Genomic DNA, 22,843 nt, shown 5'->3' on the forward strand with positions numbered 1-22,843 from the left:
GCGGGGTCCGAACGGCGGCCGCCCGGCACACCGCTCTTCGCGGGTGCCGGGCGGCCGTCGTATCAGTACTGCGGCGGACCGAAACCGCCCTGCGGGGGCGGCGGCGGGTTGCCGGGCGGCTGCCAGGCGGGCGGGGCCGGCGGGACCTGCGGGCCGGGCGGCGGCATCTGCGGGGCCGGCGGCATCTGCGGGCCGGGCGGCGGGACGAAGCCGGGGACGGCGAACTGCGGGGCCTGGGCCGGCGGATACCAGGCCGGGGCGACCGGCTCGCCGCGGCCCATCAGCACCAGCAGCGCCACCGAGCCGAGCAGGTCGAGCAGCAGCTGGATGTCGCCGATGATGCTCAGGCCCGGCATGCTGTCGCTCAGCTCGAACAGGGCGCCGTTGCCGGCCAGCCCGATCACCGTCAGCAGGGCGCTGGGCAGCGTCACCATCGACAGCCCCATGGCCAGACCACGGGCCGCGCTGCCCCGCATCAGGCTGTTGAGCCCGGCCAGCGCGGTCAGCGCGAGGAACACCAGGGCCGACCAGCCGGGCGACATGGCCAGCAGGGAGCTGAGCACCCCCCGGCCCAGATAGAGCATCTCGAAGGAGCTGGTGCCGCCCTCCACCAGCATGTAGAGGTGCCAGGCCACATTGCACAGGACCATCGCGCCGAGCAGCAGCCCGGCCACCACGCCCGCCGTCGGCGCCGGGCGCATCGGCGGGTCGCTGGGGGAGGTGCGCGGCCAGGACCGCATACCGGCGAGCAGCACGATGCCGGCGACGACGGTCACCAGGAACAGCAGCACACTGCTGATGAAGACGCCGTCGAACGTCGAGGTGGCGGTCTCGGCGTGCAGGAACCACTTGTCGTCGCTGGTGTGGCTGCCGACGCTCACCGCGGCCTGCAGGGCGGTGGCCCAGGTGAAGGTGGTGGCGACGGCCAGCAGCCCGCCGGCCACCCGCTGCCCGGCGAACGCGGCGAGCGCCGCCGCCAGCTGCACCACTGCCAGGCCGAGGTGGAACGGACCGGTGACCTGGTTGGTGCCGCCGCGGCTCTGGAAGGTCCAGGAATCCCAGAGGCCGACGAGGCCGAACTCCCCGACGTCGACGGCCAGCCAGTACGCCGTGTAGAGGAAGAACAGCAGGCAGAACGCCCCGCCGGTGATACGGGCGCCCTTGGCGAGCGCCATGGATTGGTGCATTTCTTCCCCCGATGGAGTTGGTGTGCGGCGAGGATGCACGGTAGCAACGGGCCGAACCCCCTGCCGAGGGGGTCCGGCAAGGGGTTCGGCAGGGGGTCCGGTCAGCGCGTCCGGCAGGGCCGTCCGTCGGCGATGACGTCAGTGGTTGCTGGGGAAGCCCAGGTTGATGCCACCGTCGGACGGGTCAGGCCAGCGGGTGGTGACGACCTTGCCGCGGGTGTAGAAGTGCACGCCGTCGTTGCCGTAGATGTGGTGGTCGCCGAAGAGCGAGTCCTTCCAGCCGCCGAAGGAGTGGTAGCCCACCGGAACCGGGATCGGCACGTTCACACCGACCATGCCGGCCTCGACCTCCAGCTGGAAGCGGCGGGCGGCACCGCCGTCACGGGTGAAGATCGCGGTGCCGTTGCCCCACGGCGAGTTGTTCATCAGCGCGATGGCCTCGTCGTAGGTCTCGACGCGGACCACCGACAGCACCGGGCCGAAGATCTCGTCCCGGTAGGCGTCCATCTCGGGCGTGACGTTGTCCAGGAGGGACACACCGAGCCAGTGGCCGTCCTCGTAGCCCTCGACGGTGTAGCCGGTGCCGTCGATGACGACATCGGCGCCCTGGGCCGCGGCACCGGTGACGTACGAGGCGACCTTGTCGCGGTGCACCTTGGTGATCAGCGGGCCCATCTCGGAGGCCGGGTCGTCGCCGGGACCGATCCGCAGCTTGTCGGCCCGCTCCTTGATCTTGCCGATCAGCGGGTCGGCGGTCTCCCCGACCGCGACGACCACCGAGATCGCCATGCAGCGCTCGCCCGCTGAGCCGTACGCGGCGTTGATCGCCGAGTCCGCCGCCAGGTCGAGGTCCGCGTCCGGCAGGACCAGCATGTGGTTCTTGGCGCCGCCCAGCGCCTGCACGCGCTTGCCGTTGGCGGTACCCGTGGTGTGGATGTAGCGGGCGATGGGGGTGGAGCCGACGAAGGAGACCGCGGCGACGTCGGGGTGCTCCAGGAGGGCGTCGACCGCCACCTTGTCGCCGTTGACGATGTTCAGCACGCCGTCGGGCAGCCCCGCCTCCGCGGCCAGCTCGGCGAGCTTGAAGGCGGCGCTGGGAACCTTCTCGCTCGGCTTGAGCACGAAGGTGTTGCCGCACGCGATGGCGAGGGGGAACATCCACATCGGCACCATCGCCGGGAAGTTGAACGGCGTGATGCCGGCGACCACACCCAGCGACTGGCGGATCGCCGCCACATCAACCCGGGTGGAGACCTGGGTGGACAGCTCGCCCTTGAGCTTCTCGGGGATACCGCAGGCCAGCTCGACGATCTCCAGACCGCGGGCGACCTCGCCCAGCGCGTCGGAGTGCACCTTGCCGTGCTCCGCGGTGATCAGCCGGGCCAGCTCCTCGCGGTGCGCGTCGACCAGCTCGCGGTACTTGAACAGCACCGACGTGCGCTTGGCCAGCGAACTGGTGCCCCACGTGCGGAACGCTTCCTTGGCGGCGCGGACCGCCGCGTCGACCTCGTCGACCGACGCGAAGGCGACCTGCTTCTCCTGGGCACCGGTGGCCGGGTTGTAGACCGGGCCGAAGTTGCCGGAGACACCCTCGACGGGCTTGCCGCCGATCCAGTGGCTGATGGTCTTCATGCGAGGGGCCTTTCTGGGGTGACGACTTCGAACGGGGGTCAGGGTCAGAGGTGGCGGCGGCGCCCGGCGGCGTGCCGGTCGTACGCCTCACGGGCGGCGACCGCCGCCGGACGTGTCGCGGTCTCGGCAACAGGAACATCCCACCAGGCCTGCGCCTCCGGCGCGCCCGGCACAGTGTCGGCCGTTTCGGTCTCGACATAGACACATGTGGGCCGGTTCGAGCTCCGCGCCTCGGCGAGCGCGGTGCGCAGCTCGGCGACGGTGGCGGCACGCAGCACCCGCATACCGAGCGAGGCGGCGTTGGCGGCCAGATCGACGGGCAGCGGCGCTCCCGTGTACGTACCGTCCTTGTCACGGAAACGGTACGCCGTTCCGAAGCGTTCGCCGCCGGTCTGCTCCGACAGACCGCCGATCGACGCATAGCCGTGGTTCTGGACGAGGATGATGTTGATGTTGATGCCCTCCTGGACCGCGGTGACGATCTCGGTGGGGTTCATCAGATACGTACCGTCGCCGACCAGCGCCCACACCGGCCGGTCGGGCGCGGCGAGCCGGACCCCGATCGCGGCGGGGATCTCATAGCCCATGCAGGAGTAGCCGTACTCCAGGTGGTACTGCCGAGGCGACCGGGCGCGCCAGAGTTTGTGCAGGTCACCGGGGAGGGACCCGGCAGCGTTGATGATCACGTCGGTGTCGTCGACGAGGGCGTCCAGCGCGCCGAGGACCTGCGTCTGGGAGGGGCGCACGGAGGCGTCCGGGGCGCCGTACGCGGCATCCACCCGCCGCTCCCAGTCCGCCTTCGCCGCCCCGTAGGCCGCCTCGTACCCCTCCTCGACGCGGTGCCCGGACAGCGCCAGGGTGAGCGCTTCGAGCCCGGCGCGGGCATCGGCCACCAGGGACAGGGCACCGAGCTTGTGGGAGTCGAAGGAGGCGATGTTGAGGTTGAGGAACCGGACGTCCGGCGCCGCGAAGAGCGTCCCGGAGGCGGTGGTGAAGTCGGTGTAGCGGGTCCCGACACCGATGACCAGATCCGCCTCGCGGGCCAGTGCGTCGGCGGTGGCGGTACCGGTGTGACCGATGCCGCCCACATCGGCGGGGTGGTCGTGGCGCAGCGAGCCCTTGCCCGCCTGGGTGGCGGCCACCGGGATCCCGGTGGTGTCGACGAAGGCCCGCAGCGCCTCCTCCGCCTCGGAGTGGTGGACCCCGCCGCCCGCGATCAGCAGGGGCCGCCGGGCCCCGCGGATCGCCCGTACCGCCTCGGCCAGCGCGCCGACGTCGGGGGCGGGCCGGGGAATGCGCCAGACCCGGTCGGCGAAGAACTCCTCGGGCCAGTCGTACGCCTCGGCCTGCACGTCCTGCGGCAGCGCCAGCGTGACCGCGCCGGTGTCGACGGGGTCGGCGAGCACCCGCATCGCCTGCAGCGCCGCCGGGATCAGCGCCTCGGGGCGGGTGACCCGGTCGAAGTAGCGCGACACCGGGCGCAGCGCGTCGTTGACCGACACATCACCCGCGTGCGGAACCTCCAGCTGCTGCAGGACGGGGTCTGCCGCCCTGGTGGCGAAGGTGTCACCGGGCAGCAGCAGCACCGGCAGGCGGTTGACGGTGGCCAGCGCGGCGCCGGTGACGAGGTTGGTGGCGCCGGGGCCGATGGAGGTGGTGACGGCCTGCGCACCGAGCCGGTCGCGCTGCCGGGCGTAGCCGACCGCGGCATGCACCATGGCCTGCTCGTTGCGGCCCTGGAGGTACGGCAGCGCCTCACCGGACTCCAGCAGCGCCTGCCCGATCCCGGCGACGTTGCCGTGGCCGAAGATGCCCCAGCAGGCGTTGATCAGGCGGTGCCGGCGGCCGTCCCGCTCGGTGTACTGGTGGGCGAGGAACTCGACCAGGGCCTGCGCGACCGTCAGGCGGCGCGTGGTGGGGGCGTTCATCGGGCGTCTCCTGCGGGCGCTTGGTAGAGGGGGAGGCGGGCGTCGACGGGCTGGTCCGGCCAGGTGCCGCGGATCCAGCCGTGGTCGGGGTGGTCGCAGATCAGCCACTCGCGGGTCTCGCCGGGCCCGGCCATGACGTTGAGGTAGTACATGGTGTGGCCGGGGGCGGCGATGGACGGGCCGTGCCAGCCGTCGGGGATCAGCACCGCGTCACCGCTCGCGACCTCGGCGAGCACGTCCGTACCGCGGCCGCGCCCCGACGGGCTGACACGCTGGTAGCCCACACCGTCCGTGCCGTGCGCCGCCGCGATCTCGAAGTAGTAGATCTCCTCCAGCTCGCTCTCCTCCCCCGGGCGGCACTCGTCGTGCTTGTGCGGCGGATAGGACGACCAGTTGCCGCCCGGAGTGAGCACCTCCACCGCGATCAGCCGGTCGCACTCGAAACCCAGTCGGCGATCGCCCCCGGCGGGGGCCGCGGCCCCGAAGTTGTTGACCTGGCGGGAGCAGTTGCCGGTGCCGCGCAGTTCCACGGGGACATCGGAAGCGGCACCGTAGCGGGCGGGCAGGCGGCGCTCGCAGCGCGCCCCGGTCAGCGCGAAGCGGCCGCCCGCCCCGCTGGTGATCTGCACCTGCGCGTCCCTGGGGACGTAGGCGAAGTCGGTGACGCCGCTGAACACGCTCTCCCGGCCGGTGAGTTCGAAGGACTCACCGCCGTCGCCGCCGTCGGTCAGCACCGTGCAGCCGCCGGACAGCGGCAGCACGATCCATTCGCTGTCGCCGGTGGCGAAGGAGTGGTGGCCACCGGGCGGCAGTTCCAGCACGCGCAGCGAGGAGTACCCCCAGCCGGCCCGTTCGGGGTCGATGTCCAGCGCGTACGGTCCCGCGGCCGCCTCACCGGCCCTCAGGTGGAATTCCGTGCTCACATTGCTCATGGATCGAGTCTCCTGCGGAAATCGCGGCGTTTGCAGTACCTCGTCGGACTCCCCCGGACTCCGCCCCGGTGCACCGGCGGCCGGGAGGTGCCCCCGGCTCACAGCAGGCCCACGGCGGTGTCCACGGCGGCCGCGACGTCCCCGTCGGCCGGGTAGAGCAGGGAGCGCCCGACGACCAGGCCCTGCACGGTCGGCAGCCGCAGCGCCTTGCGCCACTTCTCGTAGGCGGCCTCCTGGTCCTTGACGGTGCTGCCGATGTCGCCGCCGAGCAGCACGGTCGGCAGGGTGGTGGTCTCGCAGACCCGCGCCATCGCGTCGGCGTCGTCGGTGACCGGCAGCTTGAGCCAGGTGTACGCGGAGGTGCCGCCGAGGCCGGAGGCGATGGCGACGGAACGGGTCACGGCCTCGGGGCTGAGGTCGTTGCGGACCTTGCCGTCTATCCGGGAGGAGAGGAACGGCTCGACGAAGACGGGCAGTTCCCGCGCGGCCATCTCGTCGATGGCGCGGGCGGTGGCCTCCATGGTGGTCAGCGACCCCGGGTCGTCGTAGTCGATCCGCAGCAGCAGCTTGCCCGCGTCGAAGCGGAGCCGGGCGAGGTCCTGCGGCCGATGGCCCGTAAACCGGTCGTCCATCTCGAACGAGGCGCCCGCGATGCCGCCCCGGTTCATCGAGCCCATCACCACCTTGCCCTCCAGGGCGCCGAGCAGCAGCAGGTCCTCCAGGATGTCCGCGGTGGCCAGCACCCCGTCCACACCGGGCCGCGACAGCGCCAGCACCAGGCGTTCGAGCAGGTCGAGACGGTTGGCCATGGCGAGCTGCCGGTCACCGACGGCGAGCGCGCCGCGGGCCGGATGATCGGCGGCGACGATCATCAGCCGGCCGCTGTCACCGAGGAGCGGGCGACGGGCGCGGCGCGCGGCGGCCTCCGCGACGGCTCCGGGGTTCCGGGCCCGCAGCGTCGCGAGGTCACTGATCCGAGGGGTCAAGGCTCAACTCACCTTCTTGAGTGCACAGGTGGGGCGGGGTGGCGCGGGGCCGCGCCGTCGGCGGCTGCCGGCGGGCCAGGGCCCATGGGGCTACCGCCCCGCGAGGAACGCCTCGACCTCGTCGGCCGTGGGCATGGCGGAGGAACAGGCCAGACGGGAGGCGACGATGGCGCCGGCGGCGTTGGCGTACCGCATCATCGGCTCCAGCTCCCAGCCGGAGAGCAGCCCATGACACAGCGACCCGCCGAACGAGTCGCCGGCGCCGAGCCCGTTCACGACCTCGACGGGGGTGGGCGGGACCTCGGCGGTGCGGCCGTCGCGGTGGACGGCGAGCACTCCCTTGGGCCCCTGCTTGATGACGGCGAGCTCGACGCCCATCTCCAGCAGCGCCTGGGCGCACTCCTTCGGCTCGCGCACTCCGGTGGCGACCTCGGCCTCGTCGACGTTGCCGACCGCCACGGTGGCGTGCCGCAGGGCCGCTTCGTAATACGGGCGGGCGGTGGCCATCGCCGCGGCGCCGCTCGCCCCGCCGTCCCCGGAGGCGCCGCCCTCACCGCCCCAGAACATCGGCCGCCAGTCCAGGTCGAAGACGGTCGTGCCGGCCTCGGCGCGGGCCTCCAGCGCGGCGAGGGTGGCGCCGCGGCTGGGCTCCTCGCACAACCCCGTGCCGGTGATCCAGAAGATCCGGGCCGCCGCGATGGCGTCCAGATCCAGTTCCTCGGGGTGAATGACCAGGTCGGGGGCCTTGGGGCGACGGTAGAAGTAGAGCGGGAAATCGTCCGGCGGGAAGATCTCGCAGAAGGTGACCGGCGTCGGATACTCCTCGACGGGAGTCACCCACCGGTCGTCCACCCCGAACCCGCGCAGCGCCTGATGGACGTAGTCCCCGAACGGGTCGCGCCCGGTGCGGCTGATGACCGCGCTACGGCGCCCGAGCCGGGCGGCGGCCACCGCGACGTTGGTGGCCGAACCACCGAGGAACTTCCCGAACGTCTCCACCTGCGCCAGCGGCACACCGGTCTGCAGCGGATAGATGTCGACTCCGATGCGACCCATGGTGATCAGGTCGTACGGCTCGGTCATATGCGCCCCTTCGGGTCGGCCGGCGCGGCGGGTCGGCGGGTTCGCCGGGATCGGCGGGTTCGGCGGGTTCGGCGGGTTCGACTCTGAGGAAAGGTCTAACGGTGAGCATCAGACCCTGTCAACAGTTTGTCCTTACATTCTGACGTCAAGGACCGCGAAAGCCGCCCCCGGGGTGCGTCCGATGCGCGCCCGATGCACCCCTGAGACGACCCCCAGGCGCGCCCGAGGTGCCCCGGAGGTGCCCGCGAGGCACCCGCGAGCGCTTCCCAACACACCCGCCCCGCCCGACCCGCCCGACAAACTCCTCCATCACGCCACACCCCCAGCCCCCACACCCACGCACTCACCCCCAGCCCCAACCCCCACCCGCACCCCACACCTCCAGCCCCCGCCCTCACCCGCCCGCCCGCCCGCCCGCCGCAACAAAGTCCTTAAGTCCTTATGTCAGGACGAAGTCTTGACACTCCCCGGGGTGCCAGAGAGGCTGTGCCCCACAACCCACCCAGCGCCTCCCGGTCACCGCCGACCGGCGAGAGGAGAGCCGCAGCATGACCGTTCCCCATGCCGCCCCCCGCGTTCTGGACCGCATCCGCATCGGTTCCGCCCCCGACTCATGGGGGGTGTGGTTCCCCGACGACGACCAGCAGGTCCCCTGGCAGCGCTTCCTGGACGAGGTCACCGAGGCCGGCTACGAGTGGATCGAGCTCGGCCCGTACGGCTACCTCCCCACCGACCCCACCGTCCTGCACGACGAGATCGCCCGCCGGAGCCTGAAGGTCTCGGCCGGCACGATCTTCACCTCGATGCACCACGGCCCGTCCGTCTGGGACAAGACCTGGGCGCACGTCTCCGAGGTCGCCACCCTCACCCAGGCCATGGGTGCCAAGCACCTGGTCGTCATCCCCTCCTTCTGGCGGGACGACAAGACCGCCGAGGAACTCGAACCGCGCGAGCTGACCGTCGAGCAGTGGAAGCACCTGACGACCGGCATGGAGCGGCTGGGCAAGCGCGTACAGGACGAGTTCGGGCTGGACATCGTCGTCCACCCGCACGCCGACACCCACATCGACACCGAGGAGCACGTCGAGCGGTTCCTGCACGTGACCGACTCCGACCTGGTCAACCTCTGCCTGGACACCGGCCATTACGCCTACTGCGGCGGGGACAGCGTCAAGCTGATCCGCACCTACGGCGAGCGGATCGGCTACCTCCACCTCAAGCAGGTCGACCCGGACATCCTCAGCGACGTCGTCGCCAAGGGCACACCCTTCGGCCCGGCCGTCCAGCAAGGCGTGATGTGCGAACCGCCGCTCGGCGTGCCCGCACTGCCGCCCGTCCTGGAGGCCGCGCAGGAGCTGGACGTCGACCTCTTCGCCATCGTCGAGCAGGACATGTACCCCTGCCCGCCCGACCAGCCGTTCCCCATCGCCGAGCGCACGCGCCGCTTCCTGCGCTCCTGCGGCGCCTGAGCGGGTCGGCGTCCGAGTGTCAGCCGCACTCGCCCGCAGTCACCCGCAGCCACCCGCGCTCGCCTGCCGTGCTCGCCTGCCGCTGCACTCGGCTGCTGCCGCACTCGCCTGCTGCACTCGGTTGCTGCCACGCTCGGCTGCTGTGCTCGCCCTGCGTTCACCTGCTGCGTTCGCCTGCTGCGCTCGCCTCGCGACGCCTCCTCACATCTCCGGCAACGATTACGGAGAGTAATCAGTTCCAGAGTACATCACGCTCTGTAGCACTCTGAAGCACGTAAGGACTTGAGGACGACATGACTTCGTACGGAACGCTCGGTGTGGCGGTCATCGGCACGGGCCGGATGGGCGCCGACCACGTACGCCGGATCAACGAGGTGATCAGCGGCGCCAGGGTGGCGGCGGTGGTCGACATCGACGCGGCCCGGATCAAGCACCTCGCCGACGGCATCGAGGGGTGCACCCCCTACACCGACCCCGCCGCCGCCATGGACGACCCCTCGGTGGACGCCGTACTGATCGCCTCCCCGGGCCCCGCGCACGAGTCGGCGCTCCTGGAAGCCTTCGCGCGCGATCTGCCCGTCCTGTGCGAGAAGCCGCTGACGCCGGACGCCGCCTCCGCGCTGCGCGTCCTGGAAGCCGAGCAGGCGCTGGGCCACCGCCGCGTACAGGTGGGCTTCATGCGTCGCTACGACGCCGACTACCGCGCCCTCAAGTCCCTTCTGGACCAGGGGACTTACGGGCGCCCGCTGATGCTGCACAACAAGCACCGCAACGCCGACACCCCGCCCGGCTTCACCAACGCGATGATGATCAACGACTCGGTGGTGCACGAGATCGATGTGACCCGCTGGCTGCTGGAGGAGGAGATCACGGCGGTACGGGTGTTGCGTCCGGCGCCCACCGGGAACGCGCCCGAGGGTCTGAGCGACCCGCAGCTGGTCCTCTTCGAGACCGCGGGCGGCCAGGTCGTGGACACCGAGATCTTCGTCAACTGCGGCTTCGGCTACCAGGTCGGCTGTGAGGCGGTCTGCGAGAACGGAACCGCCCGGATCGGCGACGACCACGGGGTGTTCGCCAATGCCGCCGGCCACTGGGGCGGCGCCATCACCCCGGGCTTCGTGGAGCGCTTCGAGCAGGCCTACGACCGGCAGGTGCAGCGCTGGGTGAACGCCACCCGGCGCGGCGAGGTCGAGGGTCCCAGCTGCTGGGACGGCTATGCGGCGGCCGCGGTGTGCGAGGCGGGCGTGCTCGCCCAGGCCAGCGGCGAGCGGGTGGCGGTCGAGCTGATCGAGCGGCCGGCGCTGTACCGGTAGGGGCCGGTGGCGGCGCACGATGCGCCCATCGCGGTGCCCGTGGTGACGCCAGTCGCGGCGCCCATCGCGGTGCGCGTCGTGACGCCCATGCGGTGCCCATCGCGGTGCCCGTCGTGAAGTCCATCGTGGCGCCCATCGCGGTGCCCATCGTGGGTGATGGCCGCCCCTGTTGTGGTGGTTGCTGCTGTCGCGCCGTGCAGCTGAGGCGTGTCTCATGCCGTGCCGTACTGCCGTGGCGCCTCGTGCCGTGCCGTGCTGCCGAGGTGCCTCGTGCGGTGCCATGCCGTGCAGCTGGGTGCGCCGCCCGTCCCTCCGTCACGTATCTGCTCGCTTCTGATCCGCTGAAAGGCCCCCGCACATGCATTCCGCGCCGGACGCCGTTCCGTTTCGCCGTAGCCGTACCGTGCACCTCGCCCGTGGCGCCGACCCGCGACGACGCTCCATACCGGTCCGCGGCACCCTCCCGGCACCCGAACCGCCCTCCCTGGGCGGCGGGTTGACCGCCCGGACGGGCCGGAGCTGACGATGGCCGGTCCGACCAGCCAGGCGGCCTCCGCCGACCCGTGCGTCGGCCCGCGGTCCCGCCGCGCCAAACGCTTCATCGTCGCCATCGCCGCCATCGCCGCGCTCGGCGGTGCCCTCTTCGGCTACGACACCGGAGTGATCTCCGGTGCCCTCCCCTTCATGGAGGTCCACTTCGGCCTCACGTCCCTGGGTGAGGGCGTCATCACCAGCGCGCTGCTGATCGGCGCGGCCTTCGGCTCGCTGATCGGCGGCCGGATGTCCGACGCGCTGGGCCGGCGCGACTCCCTGCTGTGGGCGGGTGCCGTGTTCATCGGCGGCGCGCTGGCGGTGGCGCTCTCCCCCACGGTCGCCGTCATGACGGCGGCGCGTTTCGTCCTCGGCCTCGCCGTCGGCAGCGCCTCCGTCATCACCCCGCTCTACCTCTCCGAGATCGCGCCCCCGCACATCCGCGGCCGGCTGGTCTCCTTCAACTCGCTGATGATCGTCAGCGGTCAGCTGCTCGCCTACCTGATCAACGCCGTGCTGGCCCGGTGGGAGGCCTGGCGCTGGATGCTGGGTCTTGCCGCGCTGCCCGCGGTGGCGCTGTTCGTCGGCCTGTTCTTCCTCCCCGACACCCCGCGCTGGTACATCAGCAAGGGGCGGCGGCACGACGCGGCCGGGGTGCTGCGCCGTACGCTGCCCGCCGACGACGTCCCCGCCGAGCTGGCCCGTATCGACCGGGCCCGCAACCTGGAGGCGGGTGCGCAGCACGGCGCCTGGCAGCAGCTGCGTACACCCTGGGTGCGGCGCCTGCTGCTGGTGGGCATAGGGCTGGCGGCGGTCCAGCAGATCACCGGCGTCAACGCCGTGGTGTACTTCGCGCCCAAGATCCTGGCGTCGACGGGGCTGGGCACCGGCGCCGCGATCACCGCCACCATCGCCGTCGGGGCGATCTCCGTCCTTGCCACCGCGATCGGGATGTCCCTGATCGACCGGGTCGGGCGGCGGCCGATGCTGATCACGGGCCTGGCCGGGATGACCGTCTCGCTCGCCCTGCTCGGGGCGTCCTTCCACCTCCCGCGCTCCACCGCCGTCAGCGCCCTCGTCCTGTGCCTGATGGTGCTGTACATGGCCTTCATGCAGGCCACGTTGAACACCGGGGTGTGGCTGCTGCTCGCCGAGATGTTCCCGCTGAAGGTCCGCGGACTGGCCATGGGCGCGGCGGTGTTCGTGATGTGGGTGGTGAACTTCGCGGTCGCGCTGGTCTTTCCGGTGCTGCTCGATATGGCCGGCGCCGACCTCACCTTCTGGTTCTTCGGCGCGATGTGCGTGGTGTCCCTGGTCTTCTGCAAGCGGTACGCGCCGGAGACGAAGGGGCTGGCGCTGGAGGATCTGGAGCATGAGCTACGGCGGGCAGCGGGCGGCGGGGCGGGAGAGGCCGAGGAGAGCAAGGAGGCTGACGAGGCTGAAGTGGGCTCGGGGGCGGAGGAGGCGGTCCCGGAAGCCTCCGGCCGTTGACGACGAGGTCCGTGCCTCGTCACAGCCGTCCGCGCGCCGTCACGGCTGTCACCGTTGCGCGGGCCTTTCGTCACAGTCGATCAACAGCCCCTCCCCGGCGGTCACTCGGTGTCGTTGTCCGGGCACAGGGTGAGTGATCACCAGGCCGTACGCGGCCCCCCCGACGGCTCCCCCGGGCCGCCCCTGCGTACGGCGCTCAGGAGGTGACGGACATGACCGACCGCAGGCTCTGGTCGTACAAGGAGATCGCCGCGCACATCCAGGTGCAGCCGGACACCGTGCGCTCGTACCGCAAGCACGGGCTGCTGCCGGAACCGGATCTGGTCGAGGGCGGAAGACCGTACTGGTTCGCCGACACGGTCAGAGCATGGGTGGCTCAGCGGCCCGGCCAGCGCGGCCGGCGCTGACGCCGCCTGACAGGCCCCCGGGCCCCGGCGCCCTGCCCGGTGCCGGGGCCCGGATCGCGCGTGTCCCGGCGCGTGCCGTGGTTCTACGATCGTGGTATGCCCCAGAATCCCCGGCCCGCGGCGTCCGCCCGGATCGCGGTGATCGGCGCCGGCGCGATCGGCGGCTACACCGCCGCCCTCGCCGGGTGGGCCGGCCTCGACGTGACCTTGTGCGTACGCAGCCCGCTGCGCGGTCTGACCGTCGAGAGCGGCGGCGAGGTCCGGACCGCGGCGGTGCGGATCGTCACCGACCCGGCGCAGGTGACGCCGGTCGACTGGGTGCTGCTGACCACCAAGGCGCAGGACACGGCGGGTGCCGAGGGCTGGTTGCGGCGGCTGTGCGGCCCCGGGACCGCCGTCGCGGTGCTCCAGAACGGCATCGATCAGGAGGAACGCGTCGCTCCGCTCGTGCCCAGGGGCACCGGCATCCTGCCCACCGTCGTCTACATCTCGGCGGAGCGCACCGCGCCCGGCCGGGTCCTGCACCACGTCGCCAGCGAACTGCATGTGCCCGAGGGCCCGTTGGGCGACCGGTTCGCCGCCGCGCTCGCCGGCACCGGGCTGCGGGTGCACCTGGTGCGCGACTTCGCCACGGCCGCCTGGCGCAAGCTGTTCACCAATCTCGCGGCGAACCCGATCACCGCCCTGCTCCAGCAGCGGATCGGCATCTTCGCCGACCCCGAGATGGCCGCGCTCACCCGTGACCTGTTGTCCGAGGCGGCCGCCGTCGCCCGGGCGGAGGGCGCGGACATCGGTGACGAGGACATCACCAGGACCCTGGAGCTGTACGCCACGGCGCCCGCGGACGGCGGTTCCTCGATGCTCTACGACCGGCTCGCCGGCCGTCCGATGGAGCAGGAGTTCATCACGGGCGCGGTGGTCCGCGCGGGCGAACGGCACGGCATCGCGACGCCGTTGAACGGCATGCTGCTGACGCTGCTGCGGGCGGTGGACCGCGAGCTGCGGGGCGAGCGGCCGGCCCGGGACGGCGGCCCGCCGTCCGCCGCGGCGGCTCCATCGGACACTCTCTAGGCGCGGGGCGGTGCCGTGGAGCCTCTGATCTCCAGTGCCGGTGCGACGAGTTGGTGGGCGGCCGGGGTGTCGGGGCGGTCCATCCGGTCCAGCAGGCAGCGCGCCGCCCGGCGGCCGACCTCGTGGCTGGCGTTGTTGACCGAGTTCAGCCAGAGGTGTCGGATGCGGGCGAGGTAGGTGTTGTCGTAGCCGACCAGGGAGAGGTCGGCGGGCACGGACAGCCCCAGTTCCTGGGCGGCGGAGAGCGCGCCGACGCAGGATATGTCGTTGAACGCGAAGACGGCGGTGGGGCGTTCGGCCCCGCGCGAGGGGTTGAGCAGCCGCACCGCGGCCCGGTAGCCGCCCTCTTCGGTTCCGTCGCCGTGCTCCACGACGGCGCCCGCTGCCCGGCCGTGGGCGCGCAGGGCGGCCTCGAAGCCGCGCCGGCGCAGCTCGCCGACGACTCCCTGCCCGGCGATATGGGCGATGCGCCGGTGGCCGAGGGAGAGCAGGTGTTCGGTGGCGAGGCGGGCGCCGCGCTCGTCGTCGTTGGCGACGATGTCGACGCGCGGCAGCCGCGGTTCGTGGTTGCCCGCGATGACGGTGGGCAGTCGCTCGGCGACCTCGGCGAGCCCGTCGGTGTCCGGGAGGGTGCCGACGACGACGATGCCGTCGACCCGCAGCTCCTGGAAGGTGCGGGCGAAGTCCTGTCCGGCCCGTCGGTCGAGGCGGCCGTCGGCCATCAGCATCCGCAGACCGTGCGCCTGCAGCAGCGAGTCCAGGCCGTCGAGGACCTCGACGAACCAGGGGTTGCGCATGTCGTTCAGCAGTACGCCGACGGTGTGGGTACGGCGCGCGACCAGGCTGCGGGCGGCGGCGTTCGGCCGGTAGCCGAGTTCGTCGATGGCGTCCAGTACGGCCTGCCGCTTGGCGTCGCTGACCCGTGGGGAGCCCTGCAGCACCAGTGACACCAGCGACTTGGACACGCCCGCGCGCTCCGCGACGCCGCGGATCGTCGGGAGCCGTCCGCCTCGTCCGTCGGCGGGTCCGTTGGACCGTTCCATGAGGGGGAATCCTTCCATCGGGGCGGGGAGGCGTCAATGTGCCCGCCCCGCGCACCCCCTCGCAGCCCTGCACAAGGGTTGACATGCGGACATCCGGACATGCAGGGTGCCCGCAACGGCGGGCATTGGACCGTTCCAACGGTTCGTTCCCATGATTGTCTCTCCCCTCCCTGGAAGGACCGGGCATGAAGATCGGCCTCATCGGCACCGGGCGCATCGGCGCGTTCCACGCCGCCACCCTCCAGAACGTCCCGGGCGTCACCGACCTCGTGGTCGCGGACGCCGAGACCGCGCGGGCCGCCGCGCTGGCGGACACCCTGGGCGTACGCGCGGCCGCGAGCATCGCGCAGATGTACGCGGACGGGCTGGACGGCGTGGTGATCACCGCCGCGACCAGCGCGCACGCCGCACTGATCCACCAGGCTCTGGACGCCGGCGTACCGGTCTTCTGCGAGAAGCCGGTCGCACTGGACGTGCCGGGCACCGTGGGTGTGGTGGAGCGGGCGCAGGCCGGCACCGTGCCCGTGCAGATCGGCTTCCAGCGCCGCTTCGACGCGGGCTACCGCGCCGCGCGCGCGGCGCTGCGGTCCGGCGAGCTGGGCTGGCTGCACACGCTGCGCGCCTGCACCAGTGACCGGACCCCGCCGCCGGCCGGGTACATCCCCACCTCCGGCGGGCTGTTCCGGGACTGCTCCATCCACGACTTCGACATCCTGCGCTGGCTGACCGGCCGCGAGGTGGTCTCGGTCTACGCCCAGGGCGCCAACCGCGGCGCGTCCTTCTTCGCCGACGGCGACGATGTCGACACCTGCGCGGCACTGCTGCGCTTCGACGACGACACCCTGGCGACCGTCACCGCGACCCGCTACAACGGCGCGGGCCATGACGTCCGGCTGGAGGTCTGCGGCTCAAAGGGCGCCCGCTTCGTCGGCCTCGACGACCGTGCGCCGCTGCCGTCCGCGGAGCCGAAGCTGTCCTGGCGGCGGGCGGCCGACCCCTACGCCACCTTCATGGAGCGCTTCCATGACGCCTACGTCACCGAGCTGGGCGTGTTCGCCGAGGTCGCCGCGGGCCGGGCGCCGAACCCCTGCCCGCCCGCGGAGGCCCTGGAGGCGCTGTACGTCGCCGAGGCCTGCGAGCGTTCGCGGCGGACCGGTGAGCCGGTCGCCGTCGCGGACGTGCGCGGCACGGCCGGCCCGGTGGCGTTGGACGCGTGAGCGACCTCGGGGTCGTATCGCTCGGCACGCTGGTGTTCGCCGCGCTGCTGGTGGGGGTCTCCAAGACCGCCGTCAGCGGCGTCGGCGCGCTGAGCGTGGCCCTGTTCGCCGCCGTACTGCCCGCCAGGGAGTCCACCGGCGCCCTGCTCCCGCTGCTCCTCGTCGGGGACGTACTGGCCGTCCGCGCCTACCGCGAGCACACCGACTGGCCGGCGCTGCTGCGGCTGCTGCCGTCGGTGGCGGCCGGTGTGCTGCTCGGTGCCGTGTTCGTCGCCGGGACCGGTGACGACGTCATCCGCCGCACGATCGGCGCGCTGCTGCTGACGATCGTGCTGCACCACCTCTGGCGGCGCCGGCGTTCGCGCCGTGCCCATGGGCCCGGGGCGTGGGCACCGGCTGCCTTGGGCAGCGGGCCGGGTGCGGCGCTGGAGGCGGACACGGGGCGGGCCGCGGCTCGGGGTACGGGCGCGGCGGACGGGCGCCGGGGGTGTGCCCGCACCCTGTTCTTCGGGCTCGTCGCCGGATTCGCCACCATGGTCGCCAACGCGGGCGGTCCAGCGATGTCGCTCCATCTGCTGTCCGCGGGCTTCACGATGCTCGGCTTCCTGGGGACGGGGGCGTGGTTCTTCCTCCTGGTCAATCTCTTCAAGCTGCCGTTCAGCGTCGGGCTGGGACTGCTCACGCCCGACGGCCTCGCGCTGGACGCGGTGCTGGTGTGCGCCGTGCCGGTCGGGGCGGCCCTCGGACGGGCTCTGGTGCGCCGCATCGACCAGGCCCGCTTCGACCGCCTGGTGCTGGTGTGCACCGCCGCCTCCAGCCTCAACCTCCTTCGCTGACCCGCCGCCCCACCGCGGGCCCGCCGTCGGCTCCCCGCCTCGCCGGCGGGCCGGTGGGCCGGTCGGGTGACGAGCCGACGGCAGGAGAGCGCCGCGCAACTCCCGCACCCACTGCATCACTCTCCGTAATCGCTCCATGCCTGAACCGTACGCCCGGCCACTGACAATCGCTCCCGCCGCCAAGCCGCGGGCACCGTGCCGCCGCGCTCAGGCCGCCGCGGTCGACGAGGTCCGGTCGTCGCGCCCCTCGCCGTCCCGTTCGCCGCTCCCCTCGGGCCGCTGCCGCAGCGCCCGGCGGCGGGCCGCCCACTGGATCGCGGTGCCCACCGCGGCGACCGCGCAGGAGACGCCCAGGCCGATCGCGGCGGCGTAGAGGCGGTTGTGGGCGACCGCGCTGCCGACGTAGCCGAGGCCGACGGAGTACGTCGCCCAGGTCGCCTCGGCGATGCCGGCGCCGAGCGCGTACTTGCGCAGCGGATAGCGCAGCACCCCGGAGGCCAGCGCCCCGGCGATCCGGCCGCTGGGCAGGAACCGCACGGCGATCACGAACGGTACGCCGTAGCGCTGGATCTGCTGGGAGGTCCACTCCAGCAGCGCCCGGCGGCGGGGGTTGCGGCGCATCCAGGTGCGTACGGGCTCGCCGAACCGCCGTGCGGCGAGGTACATCAGCAGGTCTCCCAGCAGGGCGCTGCCCGCCACGATCAGCAGCACCTGGGGCAGGAAGAGCTCGCCACGGGAGGCGAGCACGCCGGCGGAGACGAGCAGGGCGGAGTTGGGTACCAGCGGCGGCAGCGTGGTGAGCACCAGCAGGCCGTAGAGGGCGAGTACGTCCATCCGGCCGCCTCCTCGGATCCGCCCCGAGTCCGTAACCCAAGGTTGACGCGGGGCGGGGCGCTCGGCAACGCGGTGGGCGTGCCGCAACACTGGATCGATACCCCCTAGGGGTATACAGTACCCAGGGTCGGGAACACCGGCGTCCGCCGGGGCCCGTGCGCCACCATGTGACACTCCGGCTGTCGCCGGCACATGGAGGACCTCGGCACCACGATCCGGCACCGCGAACCGGCACCAGACATCCGCACCAGACACCGGCACACAAGGAGACCCCCATGAACGAGAACAGCTCCTGCTGCACCCCGGAAGGCTCCCGCCACTCCGGCGGCACCGACGTCCAGGTCGGCGAGGTGACCACCACCTACAAGGTCACCGGCATGACCTGCGGCCACTGCGAGGGTGCGGTGTCGTCCGAGATCGGCGAGATCGCCGGCGTCAGCTCGGTGCGGGCGGTGGCGTCCACCGGCCTGGTGACCGTGACCTCCAAGGCCCCCCTGGACGAGGAGGCCGTGCGTGCGGCCGTCGACGAGGCCGGCTATGAGCTCGTGGGGCAGGGCGTCTGACGCCTGATCGCCGCTGACGGTACGGGTACCGTCAGCGGCGGCTCGCACCCCGGCCCGCGATCAAGAACATTCACACAGCCTTTACAACTGGCACAACGCCCCCACCTCGGGGCACAACACCCATACCCCCGGGACCCGATCTCCAGATCGTGGTCCTTGACCGCATTCGCCCCCATATGGCAAGAGACCCAGATCACACTCATCGGAACGTAACCATTGAGGGGGGTCGCGAGTCTAACCGTGCAGTGCAGGCACCCCGGCGGGGCTTGCACTGCGACAGCCGTGCCGATCTTGGGGGATCGTGCCCGGCTACGCGTGGCCGGGGCGACGTGCCCGGGGAGCTTTGAGCGGCCCTCCCGATGTGCGCGTCCCGGCAGAGCGCGGTGCAACCCGGAGCGCCCGGACGGATCCCGTGGGGGGAATCCAACCGGGATATGGGAAGCGCCCCGCACTCTGGACCCGTGGGGGGATCCGGAGGCGGGGCGCTTTCGTCTATCCGGGGCAGCGGCGGCCGACGGCCGTCAGCGCTGCTCGACCGGCACGAAGTCGCGCTCGACGGCGCCGGTGTAGATCTGCCGCGGGCGGCCGATCCGGGAACCGGGCTCCTTGATCATCTCGTGCCACTGGGCGATCCAGCCGGGCAGCCGGCCGAGCGCGAAGAGCACGGTGAACATCTCGGTCGGGAAGCCCATGGCCCGGTAGATCAGGCCGGTGTAGAAGTCGACGTTCGGGTAGAGCTTGCGCGAGACGAAGTAGTCGTCGGAGAGCGCGTGCTCCTCCAGCTTCAGGGCGATGTCCAGCAGCTCGTCGGACTTGCCGAGCGCGGAGAGGACGTCGTGCGCCGCCGCCTTGATGATCTTCGCCCGGGGGTCGAAGTTCTTGTAGACGCGGTGCCCGAAGCCCATGAGCTTCACGCCGTCTTCCTTGTTCTTCACCTTGCGGATGAAGGAGTCGACGTCGCCGCCGTCGCGCTGGATGCCCTCCAGCATCTCCAGCACGGACTGGTTGGCGCCGCCGTGCAGGGGGCCCCAAAGGGCGCTGATACCGGCCGAGATCGAGGCGAAGAGGTTCGCCTGCGAGGAGCCGACCAGGCGCACCGTGGAGGTCGAGCAGTTCTGCTCGTGGTCGGCGTGCAGGATCAGCAGCTTGTCCAGGGCGCTGACGACGACCGGGTCGAGCTCGTAGTCGGCGGCCGGCACCGAGAAGGTCATCCGCAGGAAGTTCTCGACGTACCCGAGGTCGTTGCTCGGGTAGACGACCGGGTGGCCGACCGACTTCTTGTAGGCGTACGCCGCGATCGTCGGGAGCTTGGCCAGCAGCCGGATCGTGGAGATGTGGCGCTGCTGCTCGTCGAACGGGTTGTGGCTGTCCTGGTAGAAGGTCGACAGCGCGCTGACGACCGACGACAGCATCGCCATCGGGTGGGCGTCACGGGGGAAGCCGTCGTAGAAGCGCTTGACGTCCTCGTGGAGCAGGGTGTGGTACGTGATGTCCTGCTTGAAGGCGGACAGCTGATCGACGGTGGGCAGCTCACCGTTGATCAGGAGGTACGCGGTCTCGACGAACGTGCTGCGCTCTGCGAGCTGCTCGATCGGATACCCGCGGTAACGAAGAATTCCCTGCTCACCGTCGAGATAGGTGATCGCGGATTTATACGCCGCGGTGTTGCCGTAACCGGAGTCCAGGGTCACCAGACCGGTCTGGGCGCGCAGCTTCGAGATATCGAAGCCCTTGTCGCCGACGGTGCTGCCGACGACCGGGTAGCTGTATTCGCCGTCCCCGTAACGCAGTACTACAGAGTTGTCGCTCACGTCATCCCTCACCGACGTTGTGCCTCTTCTTCGAGGTGCCCTGACTGCCTATACCTTCCCCCATTTGGACCTTGGATGTGCACTCGGGGTCGGCCATAGGGCCTCATTACGGCACTCAGTGCCGCGTGAGTGTCCATCCTGCTCCCTTTCGCCCCGATTGGGAAAGAGGAGTGACATCACATCGCCCCGGCGAGCCGGTGAGCCAGAGCCGTACACCGCCGACCGGCGGATACCGTGCGTACGGCCTGCCCGAGGGCCTTCCGGGAGCCGACCAGCACCACCAAGCGCTTCGCCCGGGTCACGGCGGTATACAACAAATTGCGCTGCAGCATCATCCAGGCACTCGTGGTGACCGGAATCACCACCGCTGGATACTCACTACCCTGCGAGCGATGGATCGTCACGGCATAGGCGTGCGCGAGTTCGTCGAGTTCGTCGAAGTCGTAGGGGACCTCCTCGTCCTCGTCGGTGAGCACCGTCAGCCGCTGCTCGTCGGAGTCCAGGGCCGTGACCACGCCCACCGTGCCGTTGAAGACACCGTTGCGGCCCTTTTCGTAGTTGTTTCTGATCTGGGTGACCTTGTCCCCGACGCGGAAGACCCGGCCGCCGAAGCGGCGCTCGGGCAGATCGGGGCGGGCGGGGGTGACGGCCTGCTGGAGCAGGCCGTTCAGGGCGCCCGCACCGGCCGGGCCGCGGTGCATCGGGGTCAGCACCTGGACGTCCCGGCGCGGGTCCAGACCGAACTTCGCCGGGATCCGGCGGGCGGCGACATCGACGGCCAGCCGTCCGGCCTCTTCATTGTCCTCCTCCACGAACAGGAAGAAGTCGGCCAGCCCGGTCGTGAGCGGGGGGACGCCGGAGTTGATCCGGTGGGCGTTGGTGACCACGCCGGACTCCTGGGCCTGCCGGAAGATCCGGGTCAGCCGGACGGCGGGCACCGGGCCGGGCTCGGCCAGCAGATCCCGCAGCACCTCGCCGGCGCCCACCGACGGCAACTGGTCGACGTCCCCCACCAGCAGCAGATGGGCGCCCGGCGGGACCGCCTTGACGAGCTTGTTGGCCAGCAGCAGGTCCAGCATCGACGCCTCGTCGACGACCACCAGATCGGCCTCCAGCGGCCGGTCGGCGTCGTAGGCGGCGTCCCCGCCGGGCTTGAGCTCCAACAGGCGGTGGACCGTGGAGGCCTCCGCCCCGGTCAGCTCCGCGAGCCGCTTGGCGGCCCGGCCCGTGGGCGCCGCCAGCACCACCCTGGCCTTCTTGGCGCGGGCCAGCTCGACCACTGACCGGACCGTGAAGGACTTGCCGCAGCCCGGACCGCCCGTGAGCACCGCGACCTTCCGCGTCAGCGCCAGGCGCACCGCCTGCTGCTGCTCGGGGGCCAGCTCGGCGCCCGTACGCCGGGCCAGCCACGCCAGCGCCTTGTCCCAGTCGACGTCCCCGAACGCCGGCATCCGGTCCTCGTCCGTCCGCAGCAGCCGCGTCAGCCGCCCGGCCAGCGCCGTCTCGGCGCGGTGGAAGGGCACCAGATAGACCGCGGTGACCTCCGCGCCGTCCGCGCCGGGCACCTTCTCGCGGACCACGCCCTCCGGGTCCGCGGCCAGCTCGCCCAGGCAGTCGATGACCAGGCCCGTGTCCACCTGGAGCAACTTCACCGCGTCCGCGATCAGTTGCTCCTCGGGCAGGAAGCAGTGCCCCTGGTCGGTGGACTGCGACAGGGCGTACTGCAGGCCCGCCTTGACGCGGTCGGGGCTGTCGTGCGGGATGCCGACGGACTGGGCGATGCGGTCGGCGGTCAGGAAGCCGATGCCCCAGACGTCCGCGGCGAGGCGGTAGGGCTGGTTGCGGACGACGGAGATCGAGGCGTCGCCGTACTTCTTGTAGATCCGCACCGCGATGGACGTGGACACCCCCACGCCCTGGAGGAAGACCATGACCTCCTTGATGGCCTTCTGCTCCTCCCAGGCGTCGGCGATCTTCTTGGTGCGCTTGGGGCCGAGGCCGGGGACCTCGACGAGCCGCTTCGGCGCGTGTTCGATGATGTCGAGGGTGTCCACGCCGAAGTGCTGGGTGATGCGGTCGGCGAAGACCGGGCCGATGCCCTTGACCAGGCCGGAGCCGAGGTAGCGGCGGATGCCCTGGATCGTCGCGGGCAGGACGGTGGTGTAGTTCTCCACGGTGAACTGCTTGCCGTACTGCGGGTGCGAGCCCCAGCGGCCCTCCATCCGCAGCGACTCCCCCACCTGCGCCCCGAGCAGCGCGCCGACCACGGTCAGCAGATCGCCCGCGCCGCGGCCGGTGTCGACGCGCGCGACGGTGTAGCCGCTCTCCTCGTTGGCGTAGGTGATCCGCTCCAGGACCCCTTCGACCACGGCTGCGTTGACCATGACCCGACCGTACCGCCGGGGTCCGACACCGTGCGTGGTGCCGCCTCACCCCCGGGCGCCGTCGAAGAGGCCGGGCACCATCGAGGGGCCCGTCCGATGGCCGGGCCCCTCGATTCCCCCTCCGC

The 22,843-nt window shown here is 71.7% G+C and carries 18 protein-coding genes; 8 read left to right on the forward strand and 10 right to left on the reverse strand.

Features of this window, described 5'->3' with window-relative positions; all coding sequences use genetic code 11:
- Window positions 1-62: 62 nt before the first annotated feature.
- The 6 genes from AC0680_RS16255 to iolC form a co-directional block, all read right to left on the reverse strand.
- A complete protein-coding gene (locus AC0680_RS16255; protein WP_478628850.1) occupies window positions 63-1,187 on the reverse strand; it encodes a hypothetical protein in 1,125 nt (374 codons plus the stop codon).
- A gap of 138 nt (window positions 1,188-1,325) precedes the next feature.
- On the reverse strand, window positions 1,326-2,819 hold the full coding sequence (locus AC0680_RS16260; protein WP_478628852.1) for a CoA-acylating methylmalonate-semialdehyde dehydrogenase: 1,494 nt from the start codon (window positions 2,817-2,819) through the stop codon (window positions 1,326-1,328).
- Between the two features lie 44 nt (window positions 2,820-2,863).
- A complete protein-coding gene (iolD, locus tag AC0680_RS16265; RefSeq protein WP_478628853.1) occupies window positions 2,864-4,747 on the reverse strand; it encodes a 3D-(3,5/4)-trihydroxycyclohexane-1,2-dione acylhydrolase (decyclizing) in 1,884 nt (627 codons plus the stop codon).
- A complete protein-coding gene (gene iolB / locus AC0680_RS16270) occupies window positions 4,744-5,679 on the reverse strand; it encodes a 5-deoxy-glucuronate isomerase (RefSeq protein ID WP_478628855.1) in 936 nt (311 codons plus the stop codon). The genes iolD and iolB overlap by 4 nt, the downstream gene beginning before the upstream one ends.
- 98 nt (window positions 5,680-5,777) lie before the next feature.
- A complete protein-coding gene (locus AC0680_RS16275) occupies window positions 5,778-6,665 on the reverse strand; it encodes a Cgl0159 family (beta/alpha)8-fold protein (protein WP_478628857.1) in 888 nt (295 codons plus the stop codon).
- Between the two features lie 90 nt (window positions 6,666-6,755).
- The gene (gene iolC, locus AC0680_RS16280) at window positions 6,756-7,748 is read right to left on the reverse strand and encodes a 5-dehydro-2-deoxygluconokinase (RefSeq protein WP_478628860.1); all 993 of its coding nucleotides are present in this window, start codon (window positions 7,746-7,748) and stop codon (window positions 6,756-6,758) included.
- 548 nt (window positions 7,749-8,296) lie between these two features.
- Here iolC and AC0680_RS16285 point away from each other — a divergent pair.
- The 5 genes from AC0680_RS16285 (at window position 8,297) to AC0680_RS16305 (ending at window position 14,030) form a co-directional block, all read left to right on the forward strand.
- Window positions 8,297-9,217 (forward strand): sugar phosphate isomerase/epimerase family protein, encoded by a 921-nt coding sequence (locus AC0680_RS16285; RefSeq protein ID WP_478628863.1) that lies wholly within the window; start codon window positions 8,297-8,299, stop codon window positions 9,215-9,217.
- A 293-nt stretch (window positions 9,218-9,510) separates the two neighbouring features.
- Window positions 9,511-10,530, forward strand: a complete 1,020-nt coding sequence (locus tag AC0680_RS16290; RefSeq protein ID WP_478628865.1) for a Gfo/Idh/MocA family protein — start codon at window positions 9,511-9,513, stop codon at window positions 10,528-10,530.
- A gap of 525 nt (window positions 10,531-11,055) precedes the next feature.
- Window positions 11,056-12,552, forward strand: a complete 1,497-nt coding sequence (locus tag AC0680_RS16295) for a sugar porter family MFS transporter (protein ID WP_478628868.1) — start codon at window positions 11,056-11,058, stop codon at window positions 12,550-12,552.
- Between the two features lie 212 nt (window positions 12,553-12,764).
- Complete coding sequence (locus tag AC0680_RS16300; protein WP_468977671.1) at window positions 12,765-12,959, forward strand: helix-turn-helix transcriptional regulator; 195 nt, start codon at window positions 12,765-12,767, stop codon at window positions 12,957-12,959.
- Window positions 12,960-13,055: 96 nt separating this feature from the next.
- Complete coding sequence (locus AC0680_RS16305) at window positions 13,056-14,030, forward strand: 2-dehydropantoate 2-reductase (RefSeq protein ID WP_478628871.1); 975 nt, start codon at window positions 13,056-13,058, stop codon at window positions 14,028-14,030.
- Here AC0680_RS16305 and AC0680_RS16310 read toward each other — a convergent pair.
- Window positions 14,027-15,073: a LacI family DNA-binding transcriptional regulator gene (locus AC0680_RS16310; RefSeq protein WP_478628874.1), complete on the reverse strand. Its 1,047-nt coding sequence runs from the start codon at window positions 15,071-15,073 to the stop codon at window positions 14,027-14,029. The two genes, AC0680_RS16305 and AC0680_RS16310, sit on opposite strands and share 4 nt — an antisense overlap.
- 185 nt (window positions 15,074-15,258) lie before the next feature.
- On the opposite strand from AC0680_RS16310, the gene AC0680_RS16315 reads away from it, so the two are divergent.
- Together AC0680_RS16315 and AC0680_RS16320 are read left to right on the forward strand one after the other, a co-directional pair.
- Entirely contained in the window at window positions 15,259-16,290 is a 1,032-nt protein-coding gene (locus tag AC0680_RS16315; protein WP_478628876.1) for a Gfo/Idh/MocA family protein, read from the forward strand.
- Window positions 16,287-17,126, forward strand: a complete 840-nt coding sequence (locus AC0680_RS16320) for a TSUP family transporter (RefSeq protein ID WP_478628877.1) — start codon at window positions 16,287-16,289, stop codon at window positions 17,124-17,126. Before AC0680_RS16315 ends, AC0680_RS16320 begins: the two co-directional genes overlap by 4 nt.
- Before the next feature lie 207 nt (window positions 17,127-17,333).
- On the opposite strand, the gene AC0680_RS16325 is transcribed toward AC0680_RS16320, so the two are convergent.
- The gene (locus AC0680_RS16325) at window positions 17,334-17,960 is read right to left on the reverse strand and encodes a DedA family protein (RefSeq protein ID WP_478628879.1); all 627 of its coding nucleotides are present in this window, start codon (window positions 17,958-17,960) and stop codon (window positions 17,334-17,336) included.
- 275 nt (window positions 17,961-18,235) lie between these two features.
- On the opposite strand from AC0680_RS16325, the gene AC0680_RS16330 reads away from it, so the two are divergent.
- Entirely contained in the window at window positions 18,236-18,523 is a 288-nt protein-coding gene (locus tag AC0680_RS16330; protein ID WP_478628881.1) for a heavy-metal-associated domain-containing protein, read from the forward strand.
- Window positions 18,524-19,044: 521 nt separating this feature from the next.
- On the opposite strand, the gene AC0680_RS16335 is transcribed toward AC0680_RS16330, so the two are convergent.
- Together AC0680_RS16335 and recD2 are read right to left on the reverse strand one after the other, a co-directional pair.
- Window positions 19,045-20,334, reverse strand: coding sequence for a citrate synthase (locus tag AC0680_RS16335; protein WP_384431053.1), 1,290 nt, complete (start codon window positions 20,332-20,334; stop codon window positions 19,045-19,047).
- 176 nt (window positions 20,335-20,510) lie between these two features.
- Window positions 20,511-22,718: an SF1B family DNA helicase RecD2 gene (gene recD2 / locus AC0680_RS16340; protein WP_478628883.1), complete on the reverse strand. Its 2,208-nt coding sequence runs from the start codon at window positions 22,716-22,718 to the stop codon at window positions 20,511-20,513.
- Between the last annotated feature and the right edge of the window lie 125 nt (window positions 22,719-22,843).

This window comes from Streptomyces sp. NPDC043738, from assembly GCF_056436545.1.

Excerpts from the sequence above, each read along its gene's own strand:
- AC0680_RS16330 (WP_478628881.1), top strand. The coding sequence starts at position 18,236 with ATGAACGAGAACAGCTCCTGCTGCACCCCGGAAGGCTCCCGCCACTCC.
- AC0680_RS16255 (WP_478628850.1), bottom strand. The coding sequence starts at position 1,187 with ATGCACCAATCCATGGCGCTCGCCAAGGGCGCCCGTATCACCGGCGGG.
- AC0680_RS16295 (WP_478628868.1), top strand. The coding sequence starts at position 11,056 with ATGGCCGGTCCGACCAGCCAGGCGGCCTCCGCCGACCCGTGCGTCGGC.
- AC0680_RS16315 (WP_478628876.1), top strand. The coding sequence starts at position 15,259 with ATGAAGATCGGCCTCATCGGCACCGGGCGCATCGGCGCGTTCCACGCC.
- AC0680_RS16285 (WP_478628863.1), top strand. The coding sequence starts at position 8,297 with ATGACCGTTCCCCATGCCGCCCCCCGCGTTCTGGACCGCATCCGCATC.
- AC0680_RS16325 (WP_478628879.1), bottom strand. The coding sequence starts at position 17,960 with ATGGACGTACTCGCCCTCTACGGCCTGCTGGTGCTCACCACGCTGCCG.
- AC0680_RS16260 (WP_478628852.1), bottom strand. The coding sequence starts at position 2,819 with ATGAAGACCATCAGCCACTGGATCGGCGGCAAGCCCGTCGAGGGTGTC.
- AC0680_RS16310 (WP_478628874.1), bottom strand. The coding sequence starts at position 15,073 with ATGGAACGGTCCAACGGACCCGCCGACGGACGAGGCGGACGGCTCCCG.
- iolC (WP_478628860.1), bottom strand. The coding sequence starts at position 7,748 with ATGACCGAGCCGTACGACCTGATCACCATGGGTCGCATCGGAGTCGAC.
- iolD (WP_478628853.1), bottom strand. The coding sequence starts at position 4,747 with ATGAACGCCCCCACCACGCGCCGCCTGACGGTCGCGCAGGCCCTGGTC.
- AC0680_RS16305 (WP_478628871.1), top strand. The coding sequence starts at position 13,056 with ATGCCCCAGAATCCCCGGCCCGCGGCGTCCGCCCGGATCGCGGTGATC.
- iolB (WP_478628855.1), bottom strand. The coding sequence starts at position 5,679 with ATGAGCAATGTGAGCACGGAATTCCACCTGAGGGCCGGTGAGGCGGCC.
- AC0680_RS16300 (WP_468977671.1), top strand. The coding sequence starts at position 12,765 with ATGACCGACCGCAGGCTCTGGTCGTACAAGGAGATCGCCGCGCACATC.
- recD2 (WP_478628883.1), bottom strand. The coding sequence starts at position 22,718 with ATGGTCAACGCAGCCGTGGTCGAAGGGGTCCTGGAGCGGATCACCTAC.
- AC0680_RS16290 (WP_478628865.1), top strand. The coding sequence starts at position 9,511 with ATGACTTCGTACGGAACGCTCGGTGTGGCGGTCATCGGCACGGGCCGG.